Origin of the sequence: Candidatus Thiodubiliella endoseptemdiera (assembly GCF_964212635.1) — a bacterium.
In the GTDB taxonomy this organism is placed as follows: Bacteria; Pseudomonadota; Gammaproteobacteria; order PS1; family Pseudothioglobaceae; genus Thiodubiliella; species Thiodubiliella endoseptemdiera.
This window is the reverse complement of record NZ_OZ156463.1, coordinates 1718245-1732868: the sequence shown is the minus strand read 5'-3', so window position 1 is coordinate 1732868 and position 14624 is coordinate 1718245. Positions and strand designations below refer to the sequence as shown.

Genomic DNA, 14624 nt, shown 5'->3' with positions numbered 1-14624 from the left:
TACATAAAGAGACCTTTGCATAAAGTATGAATAATCATCAAAACGCCATCTTCCATCAAATTACAAACTTTTTAAAAACACCCTTAGCCCTGATAGGAGTGGATTTAAAAAATTTCCAATTTAATAAAATCTGTCATTTTGCTAATCATCCCTATTTATGCAAAGGTCTCATAAAATAAATCGAATGCCTGAATTACCTGAAGTTGAAACCACCAAACGCGGGCTTGAACCGCTAATTGTCAATCAAATCATTGAACAAGCAGTTTTATATCGTGCCAATTTACGCTGGGAAATTCCCAAACATCTGCCAACAACACTTGCCAATCAAATGGTTAATTCAATTGCAAGACGAGGTAAATATTTACTGATTAAATTTAAAGTTGGCACGCTGATTATTCATTTGGGAATGAGTGGCTCAATTAAAGTGGTGAATAACAATACGCCACTCAAAAAACACGACCATTTTGAATTGTCCTTTACCAATGGAAAATCTATGCGTCTAAATGACCCTCGTCGGTTTGGTGCAGTGCTATTTTCCGCAGACAATACCCATTCTTTATTAGACAGTTTGGGTGTTGAGCCATTGGAAAATTTATTTGATGACACCTACCTATATAATAAGTCACGCAAAAAACAACAAAACATCAAAGCCTTTATTATGGACAGCAAAATAGTGGTTGGCGTGGGCAATATTTACGCCTGTGAAAGTTTGTTTTACGCTGGCATTGACCCTAAACGCAAAGCAGGTAGTATCAGCAAAAAACGCTATGCAATACTAACGCAGCGTATCAAACACATTCTCACTCAAGCCATCAAAGCAGGTGGAACAACGCTACAAGATTTCTCCTCTGTCGATGGTCAACCCGGTTATTTCTCACAAACTTTGTCCGTGTATGGGCGTGAAAATGAAAACTGCACGCAATGTAACGGTAAAATAATGCGTTTTACACAAAATCAACGGTCTTCGTTTTATTGCCCATCATGTCAGACATAATCACGCCACGAGAAATGCTAGAAAGCAATTGTAGCACCAATTCAGAACCTTTTGCTTTGCAAAATTTAGGTAATTATATGGAACCTGAGTTCAGTGAAAACTGTATTTTAATTATCGACCCTGGAATGAAACTTCATCTGCGTGCCTATGCTGTGGTGCGTTATAACGGCGAACTGTATTTCCGTCAATACATTGAACGAGGGGCAAATAAATTTTTAGTGCCACTCAATATACAACACGATGAAATTGAACTTGATGGTGAATTTGAAACCATTGGTTGCGTGGTACAACAAAAACAACGCAAGCAAAAAGCCCTACATTATTATCATTTAAACCCAAAAACCAAAGAAATGGATTTTACCATCTCTGGAAAAATCAAAGAAAAAGGAGAATAATATGGAAAAGAAAATACATTTAAGAGTCAGTCTCATTGAGACCTTTGCATAAATAGGGATGATTAGCAAAATGACAGATTTTATTAAATTGAAAATTTTTTAAATCCACTCCTAGCAGGGCTAAGGGTGTTTTTAAAAAGTTTGTAATTTGATGAAAGATGGCGTTTTGATGATTATTCATATTTATGCAAAGGTCTCTCATTATGTCAATATTTATGATTGGCATTATGTCGTTTGTTGTTACCTATCTAAACATCGGCTGGATTGAGCAAACGGTTGGTAAATGGTTGTCTAGTTTTGGAATTGCTTGGCTGGTCGGCTTTCCACTATTGTATATATTTTCACCGATTTTTAAAAGAAAAATTGTTAAGTCGCTATCCAAATAAGGTGTGCCATTCTGCCTGAATTTGCACCATCTCGGCGATAAGAAAAATAATCTTCCTCTTGTTCAACCGTGCATTGTCCGCCTCCTGTGATAGCTTTAACGCCCAAATCATTTAAAATAATGCGTGCCGCTTGGTAAATATCTAAATGATATTTTGTCCCTTTTTGCGTGAATGCTGCACCGAGTTTTCTATCTTTAGCCGTAAATCGTTCAAACACCTCTCCTCCCACTTCAAGGTTTTTTACAGAAATCGCCGCACCAAAATGTATCCGCAAATCCCTATTATCAAATGACTGAATAAATGCTTCAATCACCCCGTTTAAAATCCCCTGCCAACCCGCATGTGCAACGCCCACTTGCGTACCCGACTGATTAGACGCAAAAATAGGCAAACAATCCGCCGTCATCACCGCACAAACCACACCTTTTTTACGCGTAACAATCGCATCCCCCTCACAATCGTGAGAATTTGCATCAAGACAAATATTGGAATGCGTTTGACTTAACCATTTTGGCATACTGGGTAAATTAAAGCGTTGCACCAACAATTTTCGATTATGCATAACAGCATCAAGGCTATCACCCGTATGCGTCGCAAGATTAAAATTTTCATATCCATCAACACTCGCCCCGCCTATTAAATACCTTGGCGTCGTTAATAACCTCACATTATTTGGAAAATCAAACCGCATCATTAAGTATGTAAGAGGTTCAATCTCTTACACAGGATCATATTTTTCTAAAACATCAAGAATATCTCGCATATCTTGTGGTAATGGTGCTTTCCATGACATTTTTTCTCTGGTAATTGGGTGTATTAGCGTTAGCTTTTTGGAATGTAGCGCTTGGCGTTTAAAGCCTTTTAATGCATCTTTTAATACTTCATCTGCCTTTTTTGGAAAACGAGTTTTGCCTCCATACATAGGATCAGCCAGTAAAGGATGTCCAATATGCGACATATGCACACGGATTTGATGAGTGCGTCCTGTTTCCAAAATCGCCTTAATATGTGTATGGTGTGCAAATCGTTCAATCACCCGATAATGCGTAGTTGCCTCTTTACCCTCGCCTTCCTCAGCCACCGCCTGTTTAATGCGGTCTTTTGGGTCGCGTCCAATCGGCGCTTCCACTGTGCCGCCCGAAATCATATGTCCATATACAATTGCCGAATATTCCCTATCAATTTGATGCTCTTGCAACTGCTCTACCAAGTTTTTCTGTGCTAATTCACTGCGTGCTACCACCATTAAACCCGAAGTATTTTTATCCAAGCGATGAACAATACCCGCCCTATCAAGTTTTACCAACGATGAGTCAAAATACAATAACGCATTTGCCAATGTCCCCGTCCAATTACCTGCTCCTGGATGTGTTACCAATCCAACTGGCTTATTAACAATAATAATATCCTCATCCTCATAAATCACATCAATCGGAATGTCCTCACCCACCCAATCATTGGTTTTTTCTTTTTTAATCTCAAGCACCACAATCTCACCGCCCAACACTTTATCTTTAGGTTTAAATGATTTTCCATTAATAAAAGCACTGCCCGCTTTCACCCAAGCTGTGATTTTGGAACGAGAATAATCCGGCAACATAATTGCTAATGCACTGTCAATGCGTTGTCCGATTAGACGGTCTGGAATAATGATATTAAGTTGATTCATATTTTTTTTAACTGAATATTTTAAAAGAGACCTTTGCATAAATAGGGATGATTAGCAAAATGACAGATTTTATTAAATTGGAAATTTTTTAAATCCACTCCTAGCAGGGCTAAGGGTGTTTTTAAAAAGTTTGTAATTTGATGAAAGATGGCGTTTTGATGATTATTCATATTTATGCAAAGGTCTCTAAAAATTTAACGCAGTCAAAAAAGAAAAAGACGCAGCGTAAAATGGGTAATTTGGTGTCCCGTAGGAGATTTGAACTCCTGTCGTTAGGATGAAATCCTAAAGTCCTGGGCCAGCTAGACGAACGGGACAACTGGTATTTTACACTTTTTTAAGACCAAAAAAAAAACGGCTCAATTAAAAATTGAACCGTTTTGATATTTGGTATCGCCTAGGAGAATCGAACTCCTCTTACCAGGATGAAAACCTGGAGTCCTAACCGATAGACGAAGGCGACATAACATTTTCTTTACTTGGTGGAGCTAAGCGGGATCGAACCGCTGACCCCGACACTGCCAGTGTCGTGCTCTCCCAGCTGAGCTATAGCCCCAATGAAAAACTAGATGCTAAGCAAAAAGAGGTAAATTATAGTCTCTATGCCAAATTAGTCAAGTTAAAATAGCGTTATGTTGAAAAAAAAATACATAGAAAAATCGTTCACTTTAGAAATTCTTTATCATATCGGTGCATTAGAAGATTCAATTCATTTTATTTTTGACCATGATAGTAAAACTTGTGCCATTGTTGATCCTGCGTGGGATGCATCGTTATTTATCCAACGCATTAATAACAAAGGTTATAAACTTACTGATATTTGGCTAACGCATTGGCATTTTGACCATACCAATGCAGTGGATGAAATTGTGGAAAAAACAGGGGCGAAAGTTACTATAGGTGTTAATGAAGTGCCTTATTTGCAAATTGACAGTGTGCCTGAAACTGTTGAAAATAATGACACTATTTTTATCGGTAATACAGCGGCCAAAATTATCAATACACCAGGTCATAGTGCTGGCGGAATTTGCTATTTATTAGATGGGCATATTATTGTTGGCGATACTTTGTTTGTTTATGGGGCAGGACATTGTTCATTGCCTGGTGGCAATATAAGCGAGTTGTTCCATTCTATGCAAAAACTCAAGCAAATTGATGATACAGCGATGCTACATTGTGGGCACGATTACGGTTGCAAAATTGAAACCACAATGGGGGAGCAAAAACAAGGGAATGCTTATTTGTTGATTGATAATGAGGCGGACTTTGTGCGTTTTGTAGAAGGAATGTCGGTTGGTCAATATCCTTATCCAACTGAAGCATTGACCAAATCTGAGATTCAAGCAATGTTATGATTGGTTTTTTCGGTGGCTCATTTGATCCTGTGCATTATGGGCATTTAAAAATGGCTCGTGCGATTAAGCAAGAATTGGGTTTAAGTCAACTTTTTCTAATGCCATGTAAAACACCAGTGCATAAAAACAAATTGCATTTTTCTAATCAACAGCGTCTTAAAATGCTCAATTTGGCACTGCTTGAATTTAATGAATTAAAAATTGACACGCGTGAAATGGATAGGCAAAGTGCTTCCTACACCATTGACACACTCAAACAAATCAAAGCAGAATACCCAGATGAAAAGATTTTCCTGATTATCGGAGAAGACAGTTTTAATACACTCGAAACTTGGAAAGACTACTCACAATTCAGCAACTATGCACAATTGGTAGTGTTACCCAGACCTACTTATGCAAGAGGTTCAACCTCTTGCATTGATGTTATTTTTGCACAAACGCCGTTGGTTGATGTTTCTTCTACGCAAATTCACGCTAAAATAGTCGCTGGTGAGAATCTTGATGGCTTGTTGCCTGAGAATATTATTAATTATTTAAGTAAATTATGAATTTAAAAGAACAACTGAACGCCGTTACTGGCATTATTGACGAACTCAAAGGTGAGGAGGTCGTTACTTTGAAAATCTTGGATCAAAGTGCAGATATTGAGGCAATTGTGATTGCCACAGGTCGTTCTACTCAACATGTGCGAGGCATTGCCAATAATGTGAAAATTGAAGCTAAACGCCTAGGTATGAAAGTCGTCGGCATCGAAGGTGCTGAAACGGGGCATTGGATGTTAATTGATTTGGCGGAGGTAATTGTCCATGTGATGACCGAAAAAACCAGAGAATTTTATAAGCTAGAAAAATTATGGTCTGGTACAGATGAAGAAAAAGACAGAGACCCAATCAAGGATAATAACGCATAAATGCGTATAAATTTGATTGCCATTGGTAAGAAAATGCCTGGTTGGATACAGACAGGGATTGATTATTATCAAAAGCAACTACCTAGGGAGATGAATTTTAATTTAATCACTCCTGAAGGGCAAAAACGCAAAAATACCAACATCAAACAAGTCAAAGAAACAGAAGGCGAACTGTTATTGAAAAATAGCACCGGCTCAAACATTATTATCGCCTTTGACGAACACGGCAAACAAAACACCACCAAGGAAATTGCCAAGGCAATGGAAAATTGGCAACAAAATGGCGACACTGTCTCATTGCTAATCGGCGGTGCTGACGGTTTGAGCGATAGCGTTAAAAAACAAGCCACCCAATTATGGGGTTTATCCAACCTCACCTTGCCACATTCGATGGCACGATTATTAACCGTGGAGCAGATTTATCGCGCCCACTCATTATTAACCAATCATCCATACCATAGGGAGTAATTTATGCAATTAGAATTAATCAGTTTCAAACTTTGTCCATTTGCACAGCGGGCAATCATCTCACTCAATGCACAAAATATCGATTTTAAAATGACTTATATTAACCCAATGAATCCACCCGATTGGTTTAAGGAAATATCACCAACGGGTCAAGTGCCTCTATTAAAAGTAGATGATACCCCCATTTTTGAATCGCTGGTAATCACTGAATTTATCAATCAAATCAGCACTGAAAATTTCCACCCTACTGACATTGTTAAAGCGGCCAATAATCGCTCTTGGATTATTTATTCGTCTGATATACTCGGCAATATGTTTACTATTATTACTGGCGATGAAGAAAAATTTAACTCAGCGAAAACTGAATTAATGGAAAGATTCGCAAAAGTCGGTGCGGCAAAGGCTCAAGGGAAATTCTTTAATGGCGATGAATTTAATATGATTGATGCGGCTTTTGCCCCTATTTTTATGCGTCTTGCATGGATTAATGAATTTACCGACAACGCAATTCCCTTGACAGAATTACCTGAAATTGCTGCATGGAGTGATGCAGTTTTAGCCTTGGATGTGGTAAAAAATTCTGTGGTTGATGGCTTGGATGATGTCTATTTATCCAACATTGAAAATCGTGAAGGGTATTTGTCCACTTTGCTGATTGATTAATTTTTAAAGGAGAGATGAGAATGAACTGGCGACTTAATGTAGAGAAAAAATTTGAAAATTTAGCAGATTTTATTTCTGATAATAGTAAAAAAACCATTGTTGTGGTATTGCTGATTGTGGCGGCACTAGGCTCCAATCTGCCTAATCTTAAAATGGACACCTCAACAGAAGGGTTTTTGCATAAAACTGATGAATTACGCATTAAATATGATGAGTTTCGCGACCAATTTGGTAGAGATGAAAAAATCTTAATCGCTGTTAAAACCCAAGATATTTTCAACCCTGATTTTCTTAAAAAACTGGCAACACTGCACCGAGAATTAGAAGATAATTTGCCCTATATTGAAGAAGTTAATTCTTTGATAAATACCAGAAATACCCACGGCACGGCCGATAGTTTAATTGTTGAAGATTTATTTGAAGACTATAAAATTGATAAAGCCACGCTCAGTGCTAAAAAACAACTGGCAATTTCCAACCCTTTATTAAAAGATTTATTATTTAATGGCAATAAAACTTTTACCAATATTATTATTGACACCCAGACTTATTCCAGTTTTGATGAAAATGGTGAAAAAATTGTTGTCAACGAAGAAGATGAGTTTGCCGAAGAAACAATTAACAGCACGCCAAAAATCTATTTAACGGATGCTGAAAATACCAAGATTATTGAAGCAGTGCAGCAAATCACTAAAAAATATGAAGATGATAACTTTAAAATTCATCTTGCAGGGTCGGCGTTGTTTTCAGGGGCTATCAAACAAGCCATGCAAAAAGACACTAAAAGTTTTATTCAAAAAATGCTGATAATGGTTATTATTGTTTTGGCACTTATGTTTCGGCGTGTCTCAGGCGTTATATTGCCCCTTATTACGGTTATTTTAACTATCATTAGTGCAGTTTCACTCATGGCATTATTTGACGCTCCATTTACGATTGTTACCCAAATTATGCCCTCATTTTTACTGGCAGTTATTACGGGTGCAAGCATCCATTTATTAGCCATTTTTTATAAAAGATTTGCAGAAACTGGCAATAAAAAAGCAGCATTGCGTTTTGCCATGGGGCATTCTGGCTTTGCCATTGTGATGACTTCGCTTACCACTGCCGCTGGAATGTGGTCGTTCTCTTTTTCTGAGGTTGCACCAGTTGCAAATTTAGGTATTTTTGCCAGTAGCAGTATCGCGTTAGGATTGTTATTTGTGTTGATTCTCCTTCCTGCTATGATTGCCACACTCAAACTTAAGCACAAGCCAATTACCAAGCATAATTTTGCTATGGATAATATTTTGCACAAAATTGCAAATTTTGCACTCAATCGTGCCAAGTCTATTGTGATAGTGAGTAGCCTTATGATTGTGGTCGCTGTATTTTTTGCAACGCAAATGAAATTTTCTCATCACCCGTTAATTTGGTTTGAGTCCGATAATCCTGTGCGTGTTAGCGTTGAAACCATTGATAAAGAATTAAATGGCTCGATGACTTTAGAAATTATTGTCGATACTGGACGAGAAAATGGACTATATGAACCAGAAATATTACAAAAAATTGAGAGGGCTACCAATTATCTTAATACCCTTAAAGAGAGGGAACTTTTTGTAGGAAAAACCATTACCTTAGTTGATGTATTAAAAGAAACTAACAAAGCACTGAATGCTAACGATCCTGCATTTTACAAAATCCCAACCGATAAAGATTTAATTGCACAAGAGTTATTTTTATTTGCCAATAGTGGCAGCGATGATTTGGAAGATTTTGTTGATTCCAGTTTTTCTAAGGCACGCATAACGGTTAAGGTGCCTTATGTTGATGCCATTAAATACAATCTATTTTTAGAGGAGATTAAGGTCAAAATTGCACAAGAATTTGGCACTGATGCCAAGGTTTCTTTCACGGGGATTGGTGTTTTACTTTCTAGTATTATGACAAAATCTATCCATTCTAGTGCCATTAGTTATGTGCTAGCATTTGGACTGATTGCCATTATGATGATACTTTTAGTTGGTAATATCAAAATTGGACTCATTAGTATGATCCCAAATATCTTACCAATGCTAACTATTGTGGCAATAATGGTGGCTTTTGGTATTCCTTTTGATATGTTCTCAATGCTTGTGGGGGCGATTGCACTGGGTCTTGCGGTAGATGACACGGTGCATTTTATGCACAATTTTAATCGCTATCGCCTAGAAGGTAAAAATGTTGATGAAGCGACAAGGCTAACTTTGATTGGTACAGGGCGGGCAATCGTGGTTACCTCTATCGTGCTTTCGCTTGGGTTTTTGGTGTTGCTAAGTGCGAGTATGACCAATATGTTTAATTTTGGTGTTTTAACTGCTAGCGCTATTTTTGTTGCCCTTATTGCTGACTTTTTACTCGTGCCTGCTATTATGAAACTATTGGAAAAATAATAATAAAATTATCAATCTTATGCAAATCAAAAGCCCTCCTTATATAATAAGTTCAAAAATTGTTCATTTAATTGCTGAAATTAGTGAAGAATTAACTAGGATTGAGATTAACCAAAAAGAAATAATCACACCGAAATTACGCAAGGAAAATCGCATAAAAACACTTGTTGGAACTTTGGAGATTGAGGGGAATTTTTTAGGCATAGAAAAAGTTACTGCGATTTTAGAAGGCAAAAAAGTTCTAGGGACAATGTTAGAAGTTGCTGAAGTAGAGGGTGTGATTGGCGCTTATAAAGAATTGGAACAATATAAATTTGACGAACTTGATGATTTGTTAAAATCCCACCAAATTTTAATGAATGGTATTTTAAAAAATTCTGGAAATTTTAGAGGCGTTAATGTCGGGGTTGGAAATCATATAGCACCTGCTGCAAAAAATGTGCAGTATTTAATGCAGAATTTATTTAACTGGTTGAAAGATAGCGACGAACATTCATTGATAAAATCTTGTGTTTTTCATTATGAATTTGAATTTATTCATCCATTTTCTGATGGCAACGGTAGAATAAGTAGGCTTTGGCAAAGTGTCATTTTATATAATTGGAGGGCTGTCTTCAACGCCATACCCACTGAAAGTATTGTGCGAGATAATCAACAAAAATATTATGACACTTTAGAAGAATGCAATAGTCTTGGAAATAGCACTAAATTTATAGAGTTTATGCTCACTATTTTGCTTGATGCTATACGAAAAAACATCGAAAAAAATAAAAAATATGTCCATACAAATGTCCCTATAAATGTCCCTATAAAACGCATAGATAAAATTCTAAATTTAATTCAAAATAACCATAGAATAACCATACCGCAAATTGCAACTAAACTTAAACTAACCGATAAAACCATACAGAGAGATTTAGAAAAACTAAAGAATGCAAATATTTTAATTAGAGTTGGCAGTCTAAAAACAGGAAGTTGGAAAATTATCAATAACAAGGAGTAAATTAATGAAAAAATTATTATTACCTGTATTATTTTTGAGTTTTAGCGTCAATGCTTTAACAGGATTAGAAATTATGCAAAAAGTAGATGCTAGAGATGATGGCAACAGCCTTGTTTCCACCATGCAAATGATTTTAATTGATAAACACGGTAAAAAACGCATCCGCCAAATGCGCACTTTTTCCAAAGATATTAATGAAAATACCGAACACAAATCTATCTTTTTTCTTTCCCCTAGTGATGTTAAAAATACGGCATTTTTAACCTTTGATTATAGCGATGACGACAAAGATGATGACCAATGGATGTATCTTCCTGCACTCAAAAAAACCAAACGCATTCCAGCCAGCGATAAAGATGGTGCCTTTATGGGTAGTGATTTTTCCTATGCAGATATGACCGATAAAAATCTTGATGATTATCATTTTAAACTATTAAAAGAAAGTGTTGTTAAGCGCAAAAATGGCAAAAATCCTGTATGGGTCATCCAATCTTTGCCAAAAAATCAAGCGGTGATTGACGAAACTGGCTACACCAAAAGCATTTTATATATCCGCAAAGATAACTATATGCTTGCTCGTGCTAAGTTTTATCTTAAAAAGGCTAGCCGAGTGAAATATATGGATGTGCGAAAAATGAAAAAAATTGAGGGTATTTGGGTGGCAACACAAACCACAATGACCACAAAATCTGGCAAACAAATGCTACACAAAACGGTTTTGAATAATAGCAATATTAAAATGAATGTTGCGATTGATGATGAGATGTTTAGTATTCGTAAAATTGAAAAAGGTCTGTAAATGCGATTTATTCTAATTTTTTTAATCACTTTTTCACTAAATGCTGAGGAGGGATTTGACGATGGGTTTGATGATAATGTTGACGAAATAGTCATTAAAACTGCACCGCCTGAAAAAGGCTCGATATATGGCACTGTTAATTTAGAATCCCATTACAATCTAAATAACAATAAAAATATATCTTCGGCTAAAATTCTAACAGACTTAAATGCTGAATACAAACTGGATAATAACGCCAAAATAAGTGGTAATTTAAAGGCTTATCATGATTTCATATTTAATGCCAGTAACAACTATACAACCACACCCGATGGCTATAAAAATGAGTTAAATTTAAATGAATTAAATATTGAAGGCAGCATTAATTCAAATCTTGACTTTAAAATTGGCAGACAAATTGTCGTTTGGGGTAAGTCCGATTCTATTCGCATTACCGATATTTTAAACCCATTGGACAATCGCACACCGGGGCTGGTTGATATTAAAAATTTGCGTCTTGGTAGAATCATGAGCAAATTAGATTATTATCAAAATTCCTTAAAATTTTCTGCCACTGTGCTACACGAAAATCGTTTTAGCAAAAATCCAAAATTTGGTTCTGATTTTAAAACCAGTGCTGATTTGCCAGAAAACAAACCCAGTGATGGCTTAAAAAATACCGGCATTGCCCTCAGCCTAACAGGCGAGTTTTCTGGTTATGATTTTGGCATTTATTTTGCCGACACTTACCTCGACAAACCTTATCTTGAAAATGGCGTTTTACAATTTGATAATAAATCAAAAATGTTCGGCTTTGCCTATAATCAAGTGATTGACAGTTTTTTGCTCAAAACGGAAGCCGCCTACTTTGACAAGATTAAATACTCAGGCGTTGATGACACAAAATCAAGAATTGACAGTTTAATCGGCGTGGAATATACAGGCATCAGTAATGGCTCAATTGGCTATGAGTTAGCACTTAGAAAAATCAATCATTACGACCCTGCCATCAACACCCAATCTAACAACTTCACCCAACAAGAAACCTACCAACACGCATTGCGTTTCACCCAGTCATACCTTAATCAAACTCTTGATTTAACTGCAATTTTAGGTGCATTTGGTAAACAAGGTGATGCCGGTGGTTTTGCCCGAATTGCACTAGATTATGCTATTGACGATAAACTCTCAATAAGCGGTGGCATCATTGATTATATGGGTGGCTCTACTACTGCTGATTTAACCAAGGACAATGATAGAATTTTCACCAAAATCAGTTATTCTTTTTAGAGAGACCTTTGCATAAATATGAATAATCATCAAAACGCCATCTTTCATCAAATTACAAACTTTTTAAAAACACCCTTGGCCCTGCTAGGAGTGGATTTAAAAAATTTCCAATTTAATAAAATCTGTCATTTTGCTAATCATCCCTATTTATGCAAAGGTCTCTTAGAATTTAAATAATTGCCAAGACATTCTCGGGCGGTCGACCAATAACGGTGCCTTTATTAGTTTTCACAATTGGGCGTTCAATCAAGATTGGGTTGCCAATCATTGCTTGAATTAAATCGCCTTCACTGAGTGATTCATCGGCTAAATTATTGTCTTTGTAGGGTGCTTCGTGCGTCCGCATTAAGGCTCTAGCATTTATATCCAAGTCTTTAATCAGTGCTTTGAGCTCTTCGACAGTTGGTGTATTTTCTAAATATTTAATTACTTCAAAATCCACGCCTTTTTCTTCTAAAATACTTAAAGTCAATCTTGATTTTGTACATCTTGGATTGTGATAAATTTTTGCACTCATTTGGTATACTCATTATGAAAAAAATACTCATTATACTCGCTCTTATTTTACCTTTAGGTGCTGTTCAAGCAATTTCGTTGGACAGTCTTTTTGCCAAAAAAACCGTGCAATTGCCCAAATTTTCAGTCATAGATATGAATGGAAAAACGCATAACAATGACACAGTCAAAGATAAATATTTGGTGGTTAATTTTTGGGCAACTTGGTGTCCACCGTGTTTAAAAGAAATTCCTGCTTTTGTGGATTTTTATAACAAGTATTCAGATAAAGTGGAAATATTGGGTATGGATTATGAAAATGCTGATAAAGAAAGAATTGCCGAATTTACGGATACTTTTATGGTAAATTATCCGATTATCTTATCCACGAGTAACAATCAACCTGCGTTCAAAAAATTTGGCGAAGTGGTTGGAATGCCAACAACTTATGTGTATGCACCTGATGGTGCGTTGGTTGATTATTATATGGGTGCGATTGATATGAAAGTACTAAAAAAGGCAATTCAAGTCAAGTAACCAAAGTCTTAAATGCTAAATTTTCATCTCTAACCAATCGTGGCACTAAATAACCGCTGAGTTTTTTACTTAATTCCTTATGCAGTTTGACAGAGTCTTCATCACTGACTAAAAAGTGTTCTGCACCATTTACCTTGTCCAATAAATGTAAATAATACGGCAAAATACCTAAATCAAATAAACCTAATGACAGTTTGCTCAAAACAGGTACAGAATCATTCACCCCTTTGAGTAAAACTGATTGATTTAATAAACTGATATTACTGAGTTTTCGTATTGCTATCGCAAACTCATTTGAGAGTTCGTTGGCGTGATTAATGTGTAGCACCATCACCATATTGAGTGTGGTTTTGTTTAACATTTTGATGAAATCAGGAGTGAGCCTACTCGGTGTTACCACGGCACTACGAGAGTGAATGCGCAAGGTTTTAATGTGTAAAATAACCTCAATTTTATCAATCAATGATTGCAATTTTTCATCACTCAAACTTAGTGGATCGCCACCGCTCAATATCACTTCATCAATTTCTGTGTGCTGACGGATATAGTCTTCAATTTCTGCCCAATTACTGACGGCATCATGTTCGTTGTAATTAAAATTTTGTCGAAAACAATATTGGCAATGAATGGCGCAGACTCTGGATGCAATCAATAAAACTCGATTAGGGTATTTATGTATCAATCCTGCAACAGGTGAATTACTTTCATCTGCTAAAGGCGACGCACTGAAAGCATCTTGATGCTGAGTATTTATACTGATAACTTGTTTTAATAAAGGATCGTCGGGGTTATTTTTATCAATTAAATTGGCAAATTCCAAAGGGATTTTAATAGGAAAACTTTTATCTTGGAATTGTTGCATCTTAAAAAATGCATTACAATTGTCTGCCCCTTTGAGTGTGTTGCGTGTGTTGTATTGCCAATGATTGCCCATAATAAAAAACCCCGCTAAAAAACGGGGCTTTTAAAAAAATATTTTAATCAGTGATTAACAAAAATTTGCAAAGTTTGCATCAGTTTGTTCTTTGCCATCTTCGTATCCTGACTCATATTCATCAGTAATTCTCTGCTCTTCAAGCTCTGGGTTATGCAAGAAACCCGCTACCCAACCTTGGATATAGTTGTCGTTTACGCCCATTTCTTCCATTTTTTTCACACCTTCGTAGTAAGTCATTACTGATACTCCTTAATTTTTATTTAAATAATGTTTATAATTTCACTCTCTGATATCGAACAAAAATTATTGGATATAAGAGAAAGATAATATTAT

Annotated in this window: 22 protein-coding genes and 3 tRNA genes; 15 read left to right on the top strand and 10 right to left on the bottom strand. The window is 36.2% G+C overall.

The genetic code is table 11. The features are described from left to right. Nucleotides 1-26: 26 nt before the first annotated feature. The 3 genes from AB8525_RS09395 to AB8525_RS09385 are packed head-to-tail and all read left to right on the top strand — an operon-like array spanning nucleotide 27 to nucleotide 1389. Nucleotides 27-179, top strand: a complete 153-nt coding sequence (locus AB8525_RS09395; protein ID WP_369177567.1) for a hypothetical protein — start codon at nucleotides 27-29, stop codon at nucleotides 177-179. Nucleotides 180-184: 5 nt separating this feature from the next. After that, on the top strand, nucleotides 185-994 hold the full coding sequence (gene mutM / locus AB8525_RS09390) for a bifunctional DNA-formamidopyrimidine glycosylase/DNA-(apurinic or apyrimidinic site) lyase (protein ID WP_369179059.1): 810 nt from the start codon (nucleotides 185-187) through the stop codon (nucleotides 992-994). Beyond that, nucleotides 982-1389, top strand: a complete 408-nt coding sequence (locus AB8525_RS09385) for a S24 family peptidase (RefSeq protein ID WP_369151237.1) — start codon at nucleotides 982-984, stop codon at nucleotides 1387-1389. The genes mutM and AB8525_RS09385 overlap by 13 nt, the downstream gene beginning before the upstream one ends. A gap of 19 nt (nucleotides 1390-1408) precedes the next feature. On the opposite strand, the gene AB8525_RS09380 is transcribed toward AB8525_RS09385, so the two are convergent. Continuing rightward, nucleotides 1409-1570: a hypothetical protein gene (locus AB8525_RS09380; protein WP_369151235.1), complete on the bottom strand. Its 162-nt coding sequence runs from the start codon at nucleotides 1568-1570 to the stop codon at nucleotides 1409-1411. Nucleotides 1571-1574: 4 nt separating this feature from the next. Here AB8525_RS09380 and AB8525_RS09375 point away from each other — a divergent pair, with 4 nt between their 5' ends. Beyond that, nucleotides 1575-1775: a DUF2798 domain-containing protein gene (locus AB8525_RS09375; protein ID WP_369177565.1), complete on the top strand. Its 201-nt coding sequence runs from the start codon at nucleotides 1575-1577 to the stop codon at nucleotides 1773-1775. Here the strand turns inward: AB8525_RS09375 and pgeF are convergent. The 6 genes from pgeF to AB8525_RS09345 form a co-directional block, all read right to left on the bottom strand. Then, on the bottom strand, nucleotides 1756-2469 hold the full coding sequence (gene pgeF / locus AB8525_RS09370) for a peptidoglycan editing factor PgeF (protein WP_369177563.1): 714 nt from the start codon (nucleotides 2467-2469) through the stop codon (nucleotides 1756-1758). The two genes, AB8525_RS09375 and pgeF, sit on opposite strands and share 20 nt — an antisense overlap. 24 nt (nucleotides 2470-2493) lie before the next feature. Continuing rightward, on the bottom strand, nucleotides 2494-3444 hold the full coding sequence (gene rluD / locus AB8525_RS09365; RefSeq protein ID WP_369179057.1) for a 23S rRNA pseudouridine(1911/1915/1917) synthase RluD: 951 nt from the start codon (nucleotides 3442-3444) through the stop codon (nucleotides 2494-2496). Between the two features lie 20 nt (nucleotides 3445-3464). Beyond that, nucleotides 3465-3614 (bottom strand): hypothetical protein, encoded by a 150-nt coding sequence (locus AB8525_RS09360; RefSeq protein ID WP_369151228.1) that lies wholly within the window; start codon nucleotides 3612-3614, stop codon nucleotides 3465-3467. 70 nt (nucleotides 3615-3684) lie between these two features. Then, a tRNA-Glu gene (locus AB8525_RS09355) sits at nucleotides 3685-3761 on the bottom strand. A 71-nt stretch (nucleotides 3762-3832) separates the two neighbouring features. After that, nucleotides 3833-3907: transfer RNA gene (locus tag AB8525_RS09350), tRNA-Glu, on the bottom strand. Between the two features lie 17 nt (nucleotides 3908-3924). After that, nucleotides 3925-4000: transfer RNA gene (locus AB8525_RS09345), tRNA-Ala, on the bottom strand. A gap of 76 nt (nucleotides 4001-4076) precedes the next feature. On the opposite strand from AB8525_RS09345, the gene AB8525_RS09340 reads away from it, so the two are divergent. The 10 genes from AB8525_RS09340 to AB8525_RS09295 are packed head-to-tail and all read left to right on the top strand — an operon-like array spanning nucleotide 4077 to nucleotide 12499. After that, nucleotides 4077-4799 (top strand): MBL fold metallo-hydrolase, encoded by a 723-nt coding sequence (locus AB8525_RS09340; protein ID WP_369177561.1) that lies wholly within the window; start codon nucleotides 4077-4079, stop codon nucleotides 4797-4799. Further along, nucleotides 4796-5347 carry a nicotinate (nicotinamide) nucleotide adenylyltransferase gene (gene nadD / locus AB8525_RS09335; RefSeq protein ID WP_369177559.1) on the top strand — a complete coding sequence of 184 codons (552 nt, stop codon included), beginning with the start codon at nucleotides 4796-4798 and terminating at the stop codon, nucleotides 5345-5347. The genes AB8525_RS09340 and nadD overlap by 4 nt, the downstream gene beginning before the upstream one ends. Further along, entirely contained in the window at nucleotides 5344-5709 is a 366-nt protein-coding gene (gene rsfS / locus AB8525_RS09330) for a ribosome silencing factor (protein WP_369151222.1), read from the top strand. Before nadD ends, rsfS begins: the two co-directional genes overlap by 4 nt. Beyond that, nucleotides 5710-6177 carry a 23S rRNA (pseudouridine(1915)-N(3))-methyltransferase RlmH gene (gene rlmH, locus AB8525_RS09325; protein ID WP_369177557.1) on the top strand — a complete coding sequence of 156 codons (468 nt, stop codon included), beginning with the start codon at nucleotides 5710-5712 and terminating at the stop codon, nucleotides 6175-6177. A gap of 3 nt (nucleotides 6178-6180) precedes the next feature. Next, the gene (locus AB8525_RS09320) at nucleotides 6181-6840 is read left to right on the top strand and encodes a glutathione S-transferase family protein (RefSeq protein ID WP_369177555.1); all 660 of its coding nucleotides are present in this window, start codon (nucleotides 6181-6183) and stop codon (nucleotides 6838-6840) included. A gap of 20 nt (nucleotides 6841-6860) precedes the next feature. Next, entirely contained in the window at nucleotides 6861-9251 is a 2391-nt protein-coding gene (locus AB8525_RS09315; protein ID WP_369177553.1) for an RND family transporter, read from the top strand. 19 nt (nucleotides 9252-9270) lie between these two features. Next, entirely contained in the window at nucleotides 9271-10254 is a 984-nt protein-coding gene (locus AB8525_RS09310) for a Fic family protein (protein WP_369177552.1), read from the top strand. 4 nt (nucleotides 10255-10258) lie between these two features. Next, the gene (locus AB8525_RS09305; RefSeq protein ID WP_369177550.1) at nucleotides 10259-11053 is read left to right on the top strand and encodes an outer membrane lipoprotein-sorting protein; all 795 of its coding nucleotides are present in this window, start codon (nucleotides 10259-10261) and stop codon (nucleotides 11051-11053) included. Continuing rightward, nucleotides 11054-12322, top strand: a complete 1269-nt coding sequence (locus tag AB8525_RS09300; protein WP_369177548.1) for a DUF1302 family protein — start codon at nucleotides 11054-11056, stop codon at nucleotides 12320-12322. 18 nt (nucleotides 12323-12340) lie between these two features. Then, nucleotides 12341-12499 (top strand): hypothetical protein, encoded by a 159-nt coding sequence (locus AB8525_RS09295; RefSeq protein WP_369151210.1) that lies wholly within the window; start codon nucleotides 12341-12343, stop codon nucleotides 12497-12499. On the opposite strand, the gene arsC is transcribed toward AB8525_RS09295, so the two are convergent. Continuing rightward, nucleotides 12492-12839, bottom strand: a complete 348-nt coding sequence (gene arsC, locus AB8525_RS09290; protein ID WP_369151209.1) for an arsenate reductase (glutaredoxin) — start codon at nucleotides 12837-12839, stop codon at nucleotides 12492-12494. The two genes, AB8525_RS09295 and arsC, sit on opposite strands and share 8 nt — an antisense overlap. A gap of 14 nt (nucleotides 12840-12853) precedes the next feature. On the opposite strand from arsC, the gene AB8525_RS09285 reads away from it, so the two are divergent. Beyond that, a complete protein-coding gene (locus tag AB8525_RS09285) occupies nucleotides 12854-13354 on the top strand; it encodes a TlpA family protein disulfide reductase (protein WP_369177547.1) in 501 nt (166 codons plus the stop codon). Here AB8525_RS09285 and AB8525_RS09280 read toward each other — a convergent pair. Together AB8525_RS09280 and AB8525_RS09275 are read right to left on the bottom strand one after the other, a co-directional pair. Then, nucleotides 13347-14288 carry a KamA family radical SAM protein gene (locus AB8525_RS09280; RefSeq protein ID WP_369177545.1) on the bottom strand — a complete coding sequence of 314 codons (942 nt, stop codon included), beginning with the start codon at nucleotides 14286-14288 and terminating at the stop codon, nucleotides 13347-13349. The two genes, AB8525_RS09285 and AB8525_RS09280, sit on opposite strands and share 8 nt — an antisense overlap. A 54-nt stretch (nucleotides 14289-14342) precedes the next feature. Continuing rightward, nucleotides 14343-14528, bottom strand: coding sequence for a hypothetical protein (locus AB8525_RS09275; RefSeq protein WP_369151204.1), 186 nt, complete (start codon nucleotides 14526-14528; stop codon nucleotides 14343-14345). Between the last annotated feature and the right edge of the window lie 96 nt (nucleotides 14529-14624).